Source organism: Clostridium sp. OM05-9 (assembly GCF_003481465.1).
In the GTDB taxonomy this organism is placed as follows: domain Bacteria; phylum Bacillota; class Clostridia; order Lachnospirales; family Lachnospiraceae; genus Coprococcus; species Coprococcus ammoniilyticus.
The window spans coordinates 237,870-254,883 of the sequence record NZ_QULF01000005.1 but is presented as its reverse complement, the minus strand read 5'-3'; the positions used below and the strand labels follow the sequence as shown (position 1 = coordinate 254,883).

The 17,014-nt window shown below is 43.3% G+C and carries 17 protein-coding genes and 1 other RNA gene; 2 read left to right on the top strand and 16 right to left on the bottom strand.

Features of this window, described 5'->3' with window-relative positions; all coding sequences use genetic code 11:
• Positions 1 to 33: 33 nt before the first annotated feature.
• From dnaB to DXB77_RS10065, 8 genes are all read right to left on the bottom strand, one after another.
• A complete protein-coding gene (gene dnaB, locus DXB77_RS10100) occupies positions 34 to 1,374 on the bottom strand; it encodes a replicative DNA helicase (protein ID WP_021944647.1) in 1,341 nt (446 codons plus the stop codon).
• Entirely contained in the window at positions 1,374 to 1,823 is a 450-nt protein-coding gene (rplI, locus tag DXB77_RS10095; protein ID WP_021944646.1) for a 50S ribosomal protein L9, read from the bottom strand. The genes dnaB and rplI overlap by 1 nt, the downstream gene beginning before the upstream one ends.
• 1 nt (position 1,824) lies before the next feature.
• A complete protein-coding gene (locus tag DXB77_RS10090) occupies positions 1,825 to 3,969 on the bottom strand; it encodes a DHH family phosphoesterase (protein WP_117822386.1) in 2,145 nt (714 codons plus the stop codon).
• A 70-nt stretch (positions 3,970 to 4,039) separates the two neighbouring features.
• Positions 4,040 to 4,819, bottom strand: coding sequence for an IspD/TarI family cytidylyltransferase (locus DXB77_RS10085; protein WP_021944644.1), 780 nt, complete (start codon positions 4,817 to 4,819; stop codon positions 4,040 to 4,042).
• 142 nt (positions 4,820 to 4,961) lie between these two features.
• The gene (locus DXB77_RS10080; RefSeq protein ID WP_182439474.1) at positions 4,962 to 6,047 is read right to left on the bottom strand and encodes a CDP-glycerol glycerophosphotransferase family protein; all 1,086 of its coding nucleotides are present in this window, start codon (positions 6,045 to 6,047) and stop codon (positions 4,962 to 4,964) included.
• 134 nt (positions 6,048 to 6,181) lie between these two features.
• The gene (locus DXB77_RS10075) at positions 6,182 to 7,537 is read right to left on the bottom strand and encodes a glucose-6-phosphate isomerase (protein ID WP_008402430.1); all 1,356 of its coding nucleotides are present in this window, start codon (positions 7,535 to 7,537) and stop codon (positions 6,182 to 6,184) included.
• Positions 7,538 to 7,611: 74 nt separating this feature from the next.
• Positions 7,612 to 8,517, bottom strand: coding sequence for a polysaccharide deacetylase family protein (locus DXB77_RS10070; protein ID WP_243100174.1), 906 nt, complete (start codon positions 8,515 to 8,517; stop codon positions 7,612 to 7,614).
• 133 nt (positions 8,518 to 8,650) lie between these two features.
• Positions 8,651 to 9,604, bottom strand: a complete 954-nt coding sequence (locus DXB77_RS10065; protein WP_118663157.1) for a hypothetical protein — start codon at positions 9,602 to 9,604, stop codon at positions 8,651 to 8,653.
• Positions 9,605 to 9,827: 223 nt separating this feature from the next.
• Here DXB77_RS10065 and DXB77_RS10060 point away from each other — a divergent pair, with 223 nt between their 5' ends.
• On the top strand, positions 9,828 to 10,073 hold the full coding sequence (locus DXB77_RS10060) for a TIGR03905 family TSCPD domain-containing protein (RefSeq protein WP_118663156.1): 246 nt from the start codon (positions 9,828 to 9,830) through the stop codon (positions 10,071 to 10,073).
• A 4-nt stretch (positions 10,074 to 10,077) separates the two neighbouring features.
• Positions 10,078 to 11,148 carry an undecaprenyldiphospho-muramoylpentapeptide beta-N-acetylglucosaminyltransferase gene (locus tag DXB77_RS10055; RefSeq protein WP_021944640.1) on the top strand — a complete coding sequence of 357 codons (1,071 nt, stop codon included), beginning with the start codon at positions 10,078 to 10,080 and terminating at the stop codon, positions 11,146 to 11,148.
• Between the two features lie 131 nt (positions 11,149 to 11,279).
• Here DXB77_RS10055 and DXB77_RS10050 read toward each other — a convergent pair whose 3' ends face one another.
• From DXB77_RS10050 to DXB77_RS10015, 8 genes are all read right to left on the bottom strand, one after another.
• A complete protein-coding gene (locus tag DXB77_RS10050; protein WP_021944639.1) occupies positions 11,280 to 11,747 on the bottom strand; it encodes a hypothetical protein in 468 nt (155 codons plus the stop codon).
• Positions 11,748 to 11,780: 33 nt separating this feature from the next.
• The gene (locus DXB77_RS10045) at positions 11,781 to 12,371 is read right to left on the bottom strand and encodes an HD domain-containing protein (RefSeq protein WP_021944638.1); all 591 of its coding nucleotides are present in this window, start codon (positions 12,369 to 12,371) and stop codon (positions 11,781 to 11,783) included.
• Between the two features lie 189 nt (positions 12,372 to 12,560).
• Positions 12,561 to 12,824: signal recognition particle sRNA large type (ffs, locus tag DXB77_RS10040), an RNA gene on the bottom strand.
• 82 nt (positions 12,825 to 12,906) lie between these two features.
• Positions 12,907 to 13,524 (bottom strand): tRNA adenosine(34) deaminase TadA, encoded by a 618-nt coding sequence (gene tadA, locus DXB77_RS10035; RefSeq protein ID WP_347465211.1) that lies wholly within the window; start codon positions 13,522 to 13,524, stop codon positions 12,907 to 12,909.
• 50 nt (positions 13,525 to 13,574) lie between these two features.
• Positions 13,575 to 14,675 carry a DUF6128 domain-containing protein gene (locus DXB77_RS10030; RefSeq protein ID WP_118663155.1) on the bottom strand — a complete coding sequence of 367 codons (1,101 nt, stop codon included), beginning with the start codon at positions 14,673 to 14,675 and terminating at the stop codon, positions 13,575 to 13,577.
• 126 nt (positions 14,676 to 14,801) lie between these two features.
• Complete coding sequence (rsmA, locus tag DXB77_RS10025) at positions 14,802 to 15,665, bottom strand: 16S rRNA (adenine(1518)-N(6)/adenine(1519)-N(6))-dimethyltransferase RsmA (protein ID WP_021944635.1); 864 nt, start codon at positions 15,663 to 15,665, stop codon at positions 14,802 to 14,804.
• 57 nt (positions 15,666 to 15,722) lie between these two features.
• The gene (locus DXB77_RS10020) at positions 15,723 to 16,511 is read right to left on the bottom strand and encodes a TatD family hydrolase (RefSeq protein WP_118663192.1); all 789 of its coding nucleotides are present in this window, start codon (positions 16,509 to 16,511) and stop codon (positions 15,723 to 15,725) included.
• A gap of 19 nt (positions 16,512 to 16,530) precedes the next feature.
• Positions 16,531 to 16,887 carry a hypothetical protein gene (locus DXB77_RS10015; protein ID WP_226801099.1) on the bottom strand — a complete coding sequence of 119 codons (357 nt, stop codon included), beginning with the start codon at positions 16,885 to 16,887 and terminating at the stop codon, positions 16,531 to 16,533.
• Between the last annotated feature and the right edge of the window lie 127 nt (positions 16,888 to 17,014).

Here is a 17,014-nt window from a genome sequence, read left to right as displayed (position 1 = left end):
TACATTCCGTATTAATATCTTTTTTCTGATCCGTTACATCTGCGGGTGCTCTTTATTTGCAAACTTCGTGTAATCCTGCATCCATACAAGATCAACGGAACCTGTCGCACCTTTTCTCTGTTTTGCGATGATGATCTCAGCGATACCTTTTTTCTCGGTATCCGGATTGTAATAATCATCACGATAGATGAACATAACAACATCGGCATCCTGCTCGATTGCACCGGATTCACGCAGATCGGCAAGCACCGGCTTATGATCCGGTCTGGAGTCAACTGCACGGTTCAACTGTGACAGGGTAATAACCGGAACATTCAGTTCCCTTGCAAGCACCTTTAATGCTCGCGATGTATCAGAAATAAACTGCTGTCTGGACTCTACATGCTTGTTCGTGCTCATCAACTGCAAATAGTCGATGATGATAAGCCCCAGGTCGTTGTTCTGTTTTAATTTTCTGCATTTGGAACGCAGGTCGGCTACCGTGATCGCAGAATTATCATCAACAAAGATCGGAGCATCAGCAATAACCTCTGTACTCTCCATGATCTTATCCCATTCATCATCTACAAGCTGTCCCGTCTGGATCTTCTGTGAATTAACAAGTGAATCCAGCGCGATCATACGTGTTACCAACTGTTCCTTCGACATTTCCAAACTGAATATTGCAACCGGAATACGCTTCTTTACAGCTACATGATGTGCGATATTTAAGACAAATGCAGTTTTACCCATAGCAGGACGAGCCGCTACCAGGATCAGTTCCGATCCATGCAGACCTGTCAGCATATTATCCAGATCGATAAACCCGGTCGGCACACCGGTAACTCTGGTGTTCTGTCTGGATGCTGCCTCGATCTGATCGATAACATCTAATACGATCGAATCGATCGACGCAAAATCATTTGCACCGTTTCTCTGCTGTACGATCTTGTAGATCCCACTCTCTGCTGTCTCAAGCAGACCATCCACGTCATCCGTATCCAGATAACAGTCCTTTTCAACATCCTCACACATCTTGATCATACGGCGAAGCACCGCTTTATCTGCTACGATCTTCGCATAATACTTGGCATTTGCCGAGGTTGGCACTGCGGCTATGATATCTGCAATATAACTCATACCCGCCACATCTTCCGGAATATTCTTCTCCCGGAGCCGGTTATTCAACGTGATCAGATCGACCGCCATTCCTTCCTTGAACAGCTCGATCATGTTCTCATACAGAATCGCATTCTGTGCACTGTAAAAGTCTTCCTTCGTAAGTATATCCGATACGTCTACGATCGCATCACGATCCATGATCATAGAACCGATAACTGACTGTTCTGCATCCAGGTTATATGGTTGTTTCTTCCTGATAAATGCGTCTTCCATTAGTCAGCCTCTTCTACCTTTACTGTTAGCTCTGCCTGTACCTGTGGATGCAGCTTGATCTTAACAGTAAATGTTCCCATTGCTTTGATCGCATCCTTCAGCACGATTTTCTTTTTATCAATATCATAATGCAACTGGCTCTTGATCGCATCTGAGATCTCCTTGGAGGATACAGAACCAAATGCCCTTCCGCCTTCTCCTACCTTGATACCGACGGCTACAGATGCCTTTTCAAGCTCTGCTGCCAGCGCCTTTGCTGCTGCAAGATTCTCTGCTGCAACCTTTTCTTCATGCGCTTTCTTTAACTTATAATCATTCAGGTTCTTCGGTGTTGCCTCAAGTCCCAGCTTTCTCGGGATGATATAATTTCTGGCATGACCGTCACTGACATTTACCAGCTCTCCTTTTTTTCCGAGACTCTTTACATCTTCCAGTAAGATAACCTTCATATTAAATATCTCCTTCCTTGTACATCTCCTCAAGTAAATTGACAAGCTGTTCCTTTACTTCTTCCTTTGTTGTATTCGTAAACTGTGCGGCTGCAATATTCGCATGGCCACCGCCACCCATACGTTCCATGATGATCTGTACATTTACATCATCGATCGACCGGGCTGATATCTTAACATCATCTCCAAGCTGTGCAATGACAAAGGAGGCACGCACGCCTGCTATATTTAACATCTCGTTTGCCACCTTCGCTGTCAATACGATCGGTGACTCCGGACCTTCTTTCGGTTCAAATACAGATACCGCAAACATTCCGAGAACCATCTCGGCATTTCTGACACCATCTGCCTTCTGTCTGTAAGAATCAATATCACTCCGGAACATCTTACGGACACGCATAACATCCGCACCGCTTCTTCTTAAATATGCGGCCGCTTCAAAGGTACGCACGCCTGTCTTTGTCAGGAAATTATCCGTATCGATCAGGATCCCGGCATACATAGCATCCGCCTCGGACGGACGCAGCTTAATTTTTTCATCCATATACTGCAACATCTCTGCGATCATTTCACATGCAGATGATGCAAATGGTTCTACATAAGAAAGGGTTGCATTAGCAATGACATCCTTGGTCTGTCTGTGATGGTCGAATACAACTACCGTCTTTGCATAGGAGATCAGCTCCTCACATTCCGTCAGACTTGGATTATTGACATCCACAACAACCAGCATGGTATCAGCATTGATCATCTCGATCGCCTGCTCATTGTTGATGATCATATCATCCCCATACATACTGTTGGCAGTAAAATTACCATAGATCGGACTGATGGCAGAGGACACTTCATTGATTACGATATGTGCCTCCTTATTCATGGAATTTACCATCCGGTATACGCCGATCGCCGATCCAAATGCATCCATATCCGGATTCTTATGCGCCATAATGATAACTTTTTCTTTTGTTTCCAGTAATTCCTTGAATGCCAGGGTCTTAACACGGGCTTTTACTCTGGTTGATTTCTCAGTACCCTGACTACGTCCACCGTAATAAGTGATCTTGTCATTCGACTTTAATACAACCTGATCACCACCTCGTCCAAGTGCAAGTTCCATTGCAGAACGGGCAGCTTCAAAATCTTCTATAAAGCTCTTATATTCCGTGCCCAGACTGATTGAAAGCGTCAATGGAAGATCATTTCCGATATTGATTGCTTTTACTTCATCCAGCAACGCAAACTTATTCTCCTGAAGCTGTGGAAGATATTTTTTCGGCATGACAAACATGTACTTGTCCTTCTCAAAGGAACGTACAATGGCATCTACGTTTGCCATATATTTATTGATCTTTCGATCGACGAGAGCAACCAGCAGAGAATGTCTTACCTCTTCCAGGTCATCAAATATCTCATCGTAATTATCAATGTAGATCAGACCGGTCACCAGCTTCTGCTCTTCATTCTCTTTTGCCAGTTTATTCCGTTCTGTCATATCAAACAGATACATAGCGGTGAAGTTTGTAACTCCTGTATGTTTTTTCCGTTTGATCGTTTTCTTCTCCTGTGGCTGGTCCTCTGTAACCGGCAGATTCTCCATTTCCTCCTCATGTTCTGAGGTCTCCTGTTCCTGGACACTGTCTACCGGTCCATCCGGATTTACCCGGATATTCTTAATCTCAACCCTGTACTCTTTTCCATCGTATTCAATATCCGCATGTACCGGCTCATCACACTCACCCGGTATCATCTCATGGGGCAGTCCCTCAAATACCTGCATCGCAGTCAGACGCATCAGCTTCCGCTTGCTGGTGTTCGTAATATGAGCAAATTCATCATTCACCCATGCGAGCCTGCCTGTCTTATCCAGTATCGCATATGGAATCGGGAACTCACGGATCAGATCTTTCTGAACCCGCCCATTTTCCATTGCACGATTTGCATATGCGGCTTCACTGGACACTCTGGAAGAAATATAAAGGACTATCACCACAACCGAGTACACTGCAGTAAATATGATCCCTACAATTCCTGCAACAACACTGACCGTCAGCATCCAGATATCACAAAGTACAAATAATGCGATCACATAAAGCGGCATCTGTAAATATATTTCATGTCTGGTGTCTGTATGTCTGTTATCATTCATGGAGATAATCCTTTCCGGGCATCCTGAAAAATGCCCTGTCTTTATTCATATTTGTATGTGAGTCTATGATCTATTTCTCATTGTCTTTCTTATACTGACTCATTCTGGTATCAATCTTGTTTGTAATTCCAAGACCAAATGCCTGCTCATTTTCCTTATACTGCAATAACGCACGGAACATGTATACATCCTCCGGTGTTGTTACCTTGATATTTCCTCTGTTGCCTTCTACGATATGTGCAACGATATTCTGGCTTCTGATGATTGTACATGCATCTACCATTCCTTCATAACCGGTTGGTGTAGCGCGGACAACATCATGTGCTGCAATGATATCCTTCAGATAGAAGGACTGTGGAGCCTGTGCAGAATAAGTATCCTTTCTTGGTGGTACGGAATCAATCTCGATACCATCCTCACTGATCATAATCGTTTCATAGCAGGCTGTTGATGTGATCGCATTTCCATATTTCTTAACGGTTGCAATATTGTTTGCAATAACATCATAAGATACATATGGACGAACGCCATCATGGATCAGCACGATAGAATCCTCCGGGCACTCTGACTCTGCCATCTTAAGTGCGTTGTAAATAGAATCCTGTGAAGTTGCTCCACCTGCTAATACATGCTTTACCTTTGTAAGGTGATATTCGTTTGCAAGATCCTCTACATAAGGAATGTAATCCTTCAGAACAGAAATATAGATCGCATCAATCTGATCATGGTACTGAAATAACTGTAATGTATGGATCAGAATTGGCTTTCCATTGATCTCAAGAAACTGTTTTGGGACACCTGCTCCCATTCTTACTCCGCTTCCACCTGCAAAAATAATTGCTATATTCATCTACTGTTTTCTCCTTTTTTCTCTAATTATTTTCATGAAACCGGACTGCCGTCTGGCAATCCCCTCGCAGAATGTTCTTGTATATACTTATCCCATTCTGCATAGATATATTAATATTATAACGTATTCACAAAAAATTCAACTATAGGTTTTTCACAACCTCCAAAATCCGCTCCGTTGCCTGTCCATCACACATTTGCATATGGTATTCCAGGCATTCCCGGATCTCATCTGTCCGATTCTGTGTGAATTCCCGGTCTATCGCAGCCGCCAGCTTCGTTCCATCGGATACGATCTGGCATGGGAAAGAATCATATGGAACATAGAATCCTCTGGCATGGTCAAAGGAATCAAAATCCGGTGCAAAGAATAAAAACGGCTTCTCATATACCATATAGTCAAATAATACCGACGAATAATCCGTGATCAGCAGATCTGCAACTGCAAATATTTTCTCGGATGGCAGATCGCAGTTCGACTTCATTCCCTTTTCTTCCAGATGCGGATGCAGCTTGATCACCCAGTAATACCGGTCTGAGGTTTCTTTCATGGCTCTCTGTATTTCTTCCATTCCACAGAGCGTCGGCATAGCTGCATTTCCACGAAATGTCGGAGCCCACAGGATGACTTTTTTCCCTTTTGCATCTGGATATTTCCGGTAGAATTCCTCACGGTTTGCCTGATTCCACGCTTCATCATAATAACAGTCTGAACGGCTGATCCCGGTTGCCTGTACAACACCCGGTGCAAGCCGCATCGTCTTTGTAAATACTGGCACACAGCATAGTGCACTGACGGTCAGCAGATCATAGTTTTTGTAAACCGAACCGCCTTTATACATCTTCGGAATATCCTCCGTCGTATCATATCCGCTTTTCTTAAGCAGTCCTCCGGAATGCCAGAGCTGCACAACCTTCGTCTCCGGACGTTTTGTGCAGGCAGAAACCGGAAGGAAATTATCACAGATAAACACATATTCGGCGGCCGCATACCGTTTCATAAACTGCTTCAACCATTTTAACAGGCTGCCATATCCCATCTTTCCAAAATCAGTGACCCACGTTTCATTCTTATACTCTGGATCTCCCTGCAGTGTTTCATACATTTTTCTCATGGAAAAAGGCAGTTCTTCATGATGTGCATCGGCAAAAATTACCAGCCCCTTTTCGACCGGCTTTCCGGCATACCGTTTGTAGAGCATCGGCAGATAAATCTGCTGCATCGCCATTTTCAACACCTGTTTTATATAAAATACTATCTTCATGTGCTTCAAAATAAACCTTTCGACTATTTTGAAAACCGGCGGCATCCGCGTTTTCATGCGTATGCCGCCGGCTTATCGTCATCTTCTATCTAACTTTATTAACCATTGATTCTGGAAAGAAGCTCTTTGCCAAGTTCTTCGTTTCCTGGTTTGCCAAGTAATGCGAACATGTTCTTCTTGTAGCTTTCTACACCTGGCTGGTTAAATGGATTTACACCAAGTGTGTATCCACTGATACCACATGCAAACTCAAATGTGTAGAACAGCTCACCTAATGTGAACTCATCGATCTTGTCGATGTTAATCTGGATGATTGGGATTCCACCATCAACATGTGCAAGAATTGTTCCGTTCATAGCACTCTTATTTGCAAAATCTACTGTCTTGCCTGCAAGGTAGTTCAGACCATCAAGATCACAATCCTCTTCTTCCATAACGATCTCACATGTTGGATGTAACACATTGATTACTGTCTCGAAATGGTTCTGTGAACCCTGCTGGATAAACTGTCCTAATGAATGAAGGTCTGTTGTAAAGTCAGTTGCTGTTGGGAATAATCCCTTACCATCTTTTCCTTCGCTCTCGCCGTATAACTGCTTCCACCATTCTGCTACGAAATGTAATGCCGGCTCAAAGTTGGCAAGGATCTCGATAGACTTGCCCTTTCTGTACAGAATATTACGAACTGCTGCATACTTCATAGCATCACTGTCGTCGAAGTTCTCTGCAAGACAATCCTTTCTTGCTGATGCAGCACCTTCCATGAGCTTATCAATATCTGCTCCGCTTACTGCGATTGGAAGAAGACCTACTGCTGTCAGAACTGAGAAACGTCCACCTACATCATCAGGTACTACGAATGTCTCATATCCTTCTTCTGTAGCAAGTGTCTTTAATGCTCCCTTTGCCTTATCTGTTGTAGCATAGATTCTCTTAGCTGCTTCTTCTTTGCCATATTTCTCAATTAATTTCTTCTTGAAGATTCTGGATGCAATACCAGGCTCTGTTGTTGTACCTGACTTGGAAATAATGTTGATAGAGAAATCTCTGTCTCCGATCACCTGTAACAGATGTGCCATATAGGTACTGCTGATATTACTTCCTGCATAATAGATCTCAGGGGTTTTACGGATCTCTTTATCTACTGAATTATAAAAGCTGTGTCTTAAAGCTTCGATCGCTGCTCTTGCACCAAGGTAAGAACCGCCGATACCGATAACTACCAGAACATCTGAATCTGACTGGATCTTAGCTGCCGCTTTCTTGATTCTGGCGAACTCTTCCTTATCATAGTCAACCGGAAGATCGATCCATCCAAGGAAATCGTTTCCTTCACCGGTCTTGTTTACAAGTGTTGATTTTGCTGCAACAACTTCTTCCTTAATAGCTGCGATGTCCTCAGCGGAAGCCATACCAGCAACATTCTTAAAATCGAAACTTACTGTCTTTGCCATTTTATTATCTCTCCTTGCTTATATGATTTTTCAAAGCTATGGATAATTGTAGCAAAAGGAACCCCCATAATCAACTATTTTTCGAACATTTCATCAAGTGATACAAATCTGTAACCAAGTTCTGTTAAATTTGACAACATTGTATCTAACGCCTGCGCATTTGACTCCGACACATTATGCATGAGCGGGATCGCTCCATTATGATAATATTTATCAAAATGCTCGATCACATAATCCTTCCCCGGCTGATTATTTACATCATAATCCAAATATGCCATGCTCCAGAAAATGGTCTTATACCCCATATCCTTTGCCAGTTGGAGTACCCTTTCACTGTACTCACCGCTTGGCGGTCTGAAATACGGATCCATCCGGTAGCCCGTGGCCTCCTTCATATAATCAGCACAGGTCTGCAATTCTTCCTTCTGTTTCTCCACACTGATACCGGGCATGGAAGGATGAGTAACGGTATGGTTGCCAACCTGGTGTCCCTCCTCTTTCATTCTTTTTACCAGCTCCACATTATCCCTGATATACGTCTGTGTAACAAAAAAACAAGCTTTTGCATTATGCTTCTTTAACGTGTCCAGTATCTGTTCTGTATATCCGTTCTCATAACCGCAGTCAAAGGTCAGATACATAACCTTGTCATCTCCTGCATCCTGATCCACATAATATGCATCATACTGTTCGATTGAAAAACTGTGATCGCAGTCGCTGATCCCATGATTTTTATCCCGTACAATGTACCATGAAAACTTCTTATTGCTGACCGCATCATAATCCCGAAGCAGCGTCATATCCTCCGTCGTCGCCTCTGTCCGGTCTTCTACACTTCCATTATCATTTCCTCCTTTTCGTCCATCCGTACTGTCATTTTGTCCACCGGAACCATCAGCTGCCTGATTTCCCTCTTTCTGCACCCGACAGTCTCCCGGTGTTGCTACATTTCCGTTTTTACCAGCTCTGCTCTTTGCCATTCCGGCACAGCCTGTCAGAAACAGACACATCATAATTCCCGAAACTACATACAGTTTTTTGACTGCAACCACTTCCAATTGTTATTTTGGATATAATATATGCTGTTTCTTCTGCTGTTTATACCTATACCTGTCAGGTTGTACTGATTCCCTGCAGCAGCTTGTCAAATAATGCATCACACGCCGCAATCTGTTCCTCCGTTACCTCCCGCTCTTCAGCCTTTGCGGTCTGTTTCAGAGACTGCTGCTCTTCAGCTGCCGTCTGCCGCCGGTTTTTCTCTGATCTGCGTTGCTCTGCCCGCATTGTTTTTTTCGATTTTGCCGTGATTCTTTCCCGTGCAGGATCAGACTCCTGCATGTTTTTCTTCTTGCTATCCGCTTCCCGTCCTTTTTTACGCTCTACTTCTGTCTGTTTCTCGCTCCGTCTGTCCTTCTGCTCACCCATCTGTGCCAGTGCCGCATCAATATCAATCACATTTGGCTCTATAATAGCCGCTGCTGTCTGTTTCAGACCACTCCGGCTTCTGTCTTCTGCTTCCTGTTTACTGCTCTCCATCTGTTTTTCCTGTTCCCGTTTCAGGCGGTTTGCCAGGCTGTTATTCATATAGTTGACAAGTTCTGCTGATAGCATTTCACATTTTCTCCGGGTATTGAATACGTTGTAGACCATCTGCATAACCCCACATGCAACAATGCCCCACATGCCAATCTGTGTACTTGCAAATACAGAACTGCCTGTCCGATATTCCCACCAGGTTCCGATCAGCCCTGTTCCGGCGGCAAGGATCATCATATTACTGCAGAAGCTGTTCCAGGAGCTGACGTAGCTCTTACCAAGCTTCAGTTTATATATGTATTTCTCGACAAACGATCTCGTATCCCGGATACCCACATCAAGATACGATAACTCCTCGTACCTTTTTCGTATCTCCACCAGTGCTTTCTTTTTTGTACTTTTCATACTTCCGACTTCTCTGACCAGCCCCTTTAAAAATCCATTCATTATCAGCTTTGCTGCAATTCCACATATTCCCGTTGCCGCGATCACATACAAAAAAATACTCTGTTCCAAAATAGTTCCAAACATAACCATTTCCCCTTTTCAAATAATTTTTCATGTTTTCAGTTCCGATACCCCGCTCCGGATTCAGGGTGGTTCCATTATAGTTTTGATTTTTTTGATTTTTCAAGCCAAATCACACGACAAATGTTTACCTTTATTTTCATTTTTGGTATACTGATTTCGATTTGAACCCATTTAAGAATGTATATAGTTATTTTGGACTATAATAGAAAAGAGGTAATTTAATATGGATTACAAAACAAAAGGAACCTGCTCTACTAATATTCATTTTGAAGTAGAAGATGGAAAAGTTAAAAATGTTTCTTTCACTGGTGGCTGCAATGGTAACCTGAAAGGTATCAGTGCCTTAGTCGAAGGTATGAAAGTAGAAGATGTCATTGATAAACTGGAAGGAACAACATGCAACTTTAAGCCAACATCCTGTCCGGATCAGTTAGCAAAGGCGCTTAAGAATTATCTTCAGGGGGCATAAATATATGAAACGAATCATCCTTACCGGTGGCGGAACTGCCGGACATGTTACACCAAATATAGCGTTGATACCGGAATTACAGAAGCTTGGATATGATATCCATTATATTGGTTCTTATAACGGAATGGAACGTAAGCTGATCGAGGATCTGAACATTCCTTATCATGGAATCTCCTCCGGTAAGCTCAGACGTTATTTTGACCTTAAGAACTTCACGGATCCATTCCGCGTTATTAAGGGTATGGGAGAAGCCAAGAAGTTAATGAAGGAACTGAAGCCGGATGTCGTATTCTCAAAGGGTGGCTTTGTAACAGTTCCTGTCGTATTTGCAGCCAAATCCTGCAACATCCCTGTCATCATCCATGAATCTGATATGACACCGGGACTTGCAAATAAGCTGGAGCTTCCAAAGGCATCCCGTGTATGCTGTAACTTCCCGGAGACAAAGGATATGTTCCCGGAGGGCAAGGCAGTTGTGACCGGAACTCCGATCCGTAAAGAGCTTTTCAACGGAAATGCAGTTGATGCGATCAACTTCTGCGGATTTACAGACAACAAGCCTGTCATCCTGATCGTTGGCGGCAGCTCAGGAAGTGCCGTGATCAACAGAGCGATCCGCGAAAATATTGATAAACTGCTGGAGCGTTTCAACGTGATCCATCTCTGCGGTAAGGATAATCTGGATCACAGCTTAGATAACAAGCCGGGCTATGCTCAATATGAATATATAAAGAAGGAACTGAGCAGCATGCTCGCTCTTGCCGATCTCGTGATCTCCCGTGCCGGTGCAAATGCGATCTGTGAATTACTTGCCCTTCGCAAGCCGAATATCCTGATCCCGTTATCCGCTGCTGCAAGCCGTGGCGACCAGATCTTAAATGCGGAATCCTTCAAAAAGAGCGGCTACAGCTATGTGATAAAGGAAGAGGAATTATCCTCCGAAACATTATTCGCTGCGATCGATGATGTATACAACAACAAACAGACTTACATCGAAACAATGGAGAAGAGCAACCTTACAGATTCCACTTCAATTATAGTCGGCATGATTGAGGAGCTGGTAAATAACAAATAAGCACAGCAGCAGTCAAATACAGACTGTTTGCTGCACCAGTTGGCTTGCAGTTACCAAATGCCATAACGCATATAAAAAACAGGCACATATCAAAATGATATATGCCTGTTTTTTATATGGTATGTATTAAATTACTTCGCTGCATTTGCAATCTTTTCATACGCGGCTGTCTTCGCCTGATCTGTAGAAAGAATATCTCCCTTGATCTCCATTACGATATCAACCTGAGAATTATTTCGAACTGTAAATGTTACCTTCATCGGCTGTTCTGTATACATCTGATCCATACCTGCTGTTGTCAGATCCATTGTTGCCTTTGAACCATAGAATGTAACCATCCAGTCACCATTTGCCTCTTCTTCATAGTACCATGCACAGCTCTTACAAAGTCCTTCAAGTCCTGCACCGAATGTCTTCTCAGTTCCCGGAATCTTGGTTTTCTTGATCTTATCAACCTGAGTCTTAGCTGTTTCATTTGTGCGGTACTGAATATTTCCCTTTACATACATCTGAGATGTTTCCGGAAGAATACAGTAAATTCCAAAACATAATGCTCCAACAATGATAATTGCTACTAATATCTTCAAAAAAGTTTTCATATTAACACTCCCATTTCCTTTACACTATTAAATCTAAAATAGCTCTTTTTCCAACTGAAAGATAAATTCTTCAAGAAGCTGCATACGCTTATTGTATTCCACTCTTCCTGCATCGGTTTTACAACGTCTGATCTTCGGTTTATTAATCCTGTAAAAGTTTTTAATTCTGTAATATGCTCTCTTATAGCTGGCGTCATCCTCCAGCGCTGTAGCCATTGAATCCCAAAGTACACTGACAGCTCCAACCTCATCCAGAAGATCAGCATCCATAACGATACGGCATTCCAATGACAGGTCTGCATCTGTATCCTTTTCTTCATGGATCATAATGATCTCTCCGATCTTGGCAATCTTCTCCGGATCAACTCCTATGCTGTCAAGATATTCTACTGCAATCTCTGCTCCAACCTCTCCGTGAGGTCTGTTCTCATCCCATCCAATATCATGCAAAAGTGCCGCAAGTACAATAATATCCAAATCACCGCCTAATTTAGACTGTAATTTGATCGCCCATCTGTACACGCGCATTGTATGCTCGAATCTACTTCTAAACTCATAATTTGGCGGTCTGCCATTCTCCGCGGTCTGCGTTTTGACAAACTCAATTACATCAGCGTAGTTCATCTCTGTTCGCCCCTTGATATCTACCTTTTTTGTATCTTTCGTACTGTCAGAATATCTGAAGTCCTACTAAATATCATTTCTCCAGAACTTTCCCATAAAAAAAGAAAGTATCATTTTCTATGATAGCATCTTTTATATAGATTTGCTATAATTTTTTGAAAATTTTATAAATATTTTTATCAAAAAAATCCATGCAGTTTTCTCTCGAAATGCCGCCATAAGCGTTACCTTAGCAGTTAACTCAGCCCAGGCACCCTCGCGGCACACAGGAGATTCTCCTTAGTGCTGCTTCGTCTCCGACCTGACACGGTTCGAAGAGTCCTGTTGCGCAAGACCCAGACATCAACGCCACTTACTAAGGGCAGCCCTACAGTGGACATCCCTCAAGAAAACTATCACCCCTGCTATAGCGGATTGCAGGTTCAGGGCACCGCTACTTCCCCGGTTGCATGGAAACTTTATAACATATTAAATTGTACGCCATATTTTGACGCATACTTGATTATAAATGACGATTGCACATACGTCAACCTGTTTATTTTTTTGAAATAACACCTTTCCGCAGGTCTGCAAAAAAGTTCTTCATCAGGCTGCTGCACTCCTCCTGCCGGATACCATATACGGTTTCTACCTGATGGTTAAACGCAGGCATATCAAACATATTCAGGATTGAACCGGCACAGCCGGCTTTCTTATTCATACAGCCGATCACAACCTTCTGGATCCTTGCCTGTACAATAGCTCCGGCACACATCTGGCACGGTTCTAATGTTACATACATCGTGCAATCCTCTAACCTCCAGTCACCGAGTTTCTTTGATGCCTGCTCGATCGCAAGCAGCTCTGCATGTGCCAGTGTTGTCTTCTTCAGATTTCTCTTGTTATATCCCCGTGCGATCACCTTATCATCCTTTACGATCACACAGCCAATCGGAACATCCCCCTGCACATAGGCTTTCTGCGCCAGCTTAATCGCCTTTGCCATATATGCTTCATACATTTTCCTGTCTTCATCGGATATCTCCGGTTCTGTCACCTGTTGATCTGCACATATATCTTTTTCTTCGTCTTCTCTGTTCCGTACATTCTGATCATCATTTATTCTTTGTTCTATTACATTTTCTTCTGTACTCTGTTCCATCTTCTTCTCCACACCGGCATTCTCCGTCATTCAACCAACATTGCTTTTTGCCGCAATCCTTTTTATTTCAGATCTACCACCCAGTAACCAAAGCTTCCGGTCTTGATCCTTGTCTCCTTCACCGGTATAAAACGATCAAATCCAAAGATTCCTGCAAGATATTTTTCTTTGGATGAATACTCTCCCGGCACTCCCAATATGTATCCATTCGTATCTTCTTCATCAAACAGCACCCTGCCGAGCATCAGATATTTGTAGCTGTAAAATCCATGTGTCAGAAAGCTGTTCACCCCCAGCCGCCAGTTATCCATGTTCAGCAGTCCGATATCGTTCGGATTGATCTTCACACACTCGATCACTCCATTTTCTCCATCCGGGCAATTCGGCAGAAGCGGAAGTTTTTCCCGATTCGCCATCAGTTCTGCTGCCCTTCCGTCTTCTTTCATTGTTTCTAAAACCTCGGCTGCCGTTACCCGCTTCTCTGTTTCCTCATCGGTCTGGGAAAATGTCTTTTCATCCGAAGACTCCTCCGTTTTCGGCAAAACGGTTTCCGGGTTGTCTGTATCTGTATGTGCCGTTTCTTTCACCTCTGAAGCCATTGTCTCCGCCTCAGATTCGCTGTCCATGTTTTCTGATTCCGCTATCGTCTCGGACACGATTCTTCTCCGATCATACTCCGTTGCTGCAACATCTGCTCTTCTTTCCCGTTCAGCTTCTGTTACCTCCCGCCGGGCAAATGCCTGACTGTAATCCACGATATTATCCGTCCATGAGGAGCAGAAAATATCACTTTCTTCTTCGCCCATCCGTCTTATGATAATGCCGCTCCATGCTGTGATCGGCCGACCGGTATGATTGACATTATTCCAGTCAAAGATAAAGCAGTCTTCTCCTCTTCCGGATTTCAGGCTTAATTTTCCAAGATACAACACAACCGGAATCATGCTGTCCGGCACAGCCTCCGGATATTCCTCCGGATCTGCAAGCGTCTCACGATACAGATAAACCGAATACAACCCCTCTTTCTTGACCTGATCCTTAAAATTCACCTGCATCTTGCCCTTCTCATTCTGCTTCTGCACCTTCGCAAATCCCGTGTTCTCGCATTTGTCATATTCGTGATACCTGAAAATATATGATATAAATCTGTTCCAGTAAACCATAGATACCTCCGTCTCTTTTTTCTATCTGACATTTTTTGTCCGACAGGAAGTCATGTCTGCGTCCGACATTCTCCCCGAAAGACAAGCCTTACTTGTATCTATGCATTTTTACTGTAACTTATTCCTTTATTCTTCGGAAATAATATCACTTAACTTTGCAAATTCTGCCAGCGTTAAACTTTCTCCCCGAACATTTGCGGCAAGTCCCATTTTTTCCAAAGCTTTCTCCACCTGTGCTTTTGAATATGGAAGCTCCGGGCTGTTTGCAATTCCATTCTGTAACGTCTTTCTTCTCTGGTTAAAGGATGCCCGGATCAGCTTGAACATCAGACTCTCATCCTTTACTGTCACCGGCGGCTCCTCATATCTGGTCAGCCGTATCACCGCAGATCCTACACCCGGTCTTGGGATAAAACAGTTTGGCGGCACATTTGCGGCAATATACGGTTTTGCATAATACTGGACTGCAAGTGACAACGCACCATAATCTTTCGATCCCGGTCCCACCTGCATCCGGTCTGCTACTTCCTTCTGTACCATGACCGTAATTGACTGTAATGGTACATGACTTTCAAATAAGCCCATAATGATCGGAGTTGTAATATAATATGGCAGATTGGCAACGACCTTGATCGGCTTGCCTGCATTTTCTTCCTCCACCAGCCGGTTGATATCTAACTTCAATATATCTTCGTTGATAACGGTTACATTATCATATTCTGCCAATGTTTCTCCAAGGATTGGGATCAGGTTTTTATCGATCTCAACTGCGATCACCTTTCTGGCTGACTCTGCCAGATACTGTGTCATTGTTCCGATTCCCGGTCCGATCTCCAGTACCAGATCGTCCTTCGTAATTTCTGCCGCATTTATAATTTTTGTAATCACATGGTCATCGATCAGGAAATTCTGACCGAATTTCTTCTGAAATGCAAACTCATATTTCTTTATTGTCTGTATCGTAACCTGCGGGTTACTTAATTTCTCCATGCCTTGTCCTCCATCTATGCATTCTTACGCTTTCATCTTATCACGCAGTCATTCTTTCTACGCCTCTGCCTGCATATTTTCTTCCATTCTGTACAACTTCAGACTGTTCTTAAATGTCACGTCATACACTTCTTCTTCCGTAACTCCCTTTAATGCTGCGATCTCTTTTGCCACATAAGGAATATTAAGGGCAGAGTTCCGTTTTCCACGGAATGGTACAGGTGACAGATACGGCGAATCCGTTTCTAATACGATACTGGTAAGCGGAATGGCTTCCACTACTTCTTTCAGCTTACGTCCATTGTTAAATGTCACTACGCCGCCAACGCCGATATAATATCCCATCTTAATATATTCTCTTGCAATCTCTGTACTGTATGAAAAACAGTGAATGACGCCACCGCAAAGTCTTCCCTGCATCTCTTTCATGATATCCATGGTATCCTTTGCCGCATCCCTGCTGTGGATCACAACCGGAAGCTTCAATTCTTCTGCCAGCTCCAACTGCTTTCGGAACCAGTGGATCTGCACCTCTTTTGGAACATCCTCATGGAAATAGTCCAGTCCGATCTCTCCGATCGCCTTTACCTTCTCATCTGCTGCCATCTGCCGATACATCTCGATCGCCGCATCTGAAAGCTCCGGTGCATCATCCGGATGCGTTCCGATCGCTGCATAGATAAAATCATATTGATGCGCCAGTTCGACAGATGCCTTTGAAGTCGCAATATTAGCTCCTATATTCATAACATACCGGATATCCTGTCTCTGAAATTCTTCTAATAACTGCTCTCTGTCTGTATCAAACTGCTCATCATCGTAATGTCCATGTGTCTCAAATATCATCTTCATATTCCTCGGTCATTTATTTTCTCAAACTGCTCCAGTCCGTATGCTTCGCTGCATCCCATTCTTCTTTCCGGCTCTCGTACTGCTCATTGAGCCAGTCTACCGCTGCAAGTTTTCCTTCTTCCGAAAACGGAAATTCCTTTGTCAGCTTCTTTTCATCATCCGTATTCTCGTAACTGAACGGCTCCGGCCAGACCGTTGCCATCAGAGTTCCTGCATCCTGTACTTCTTTCGGTTTAAAAAATACATTTTCAAGCGGATTTCTGGCAAGGCGGAACCGCATGCCCTGATAACTTCCCTTAAATGCCTTTCCATACAAATAATAATTAATATGATAAAATGTTGTTTCTTCAATCTTTGGTGTGTCACCCATATCTCTCATCTGCCTTTCATCTGCCGGCACATTTTTCTTCATTCTTTTAAGTATACACTACTAAGATCAGCATATGCAACCAACTGTTGTCATTCTTTACCCCAATTAGCTTCCTTTATGCCGCACA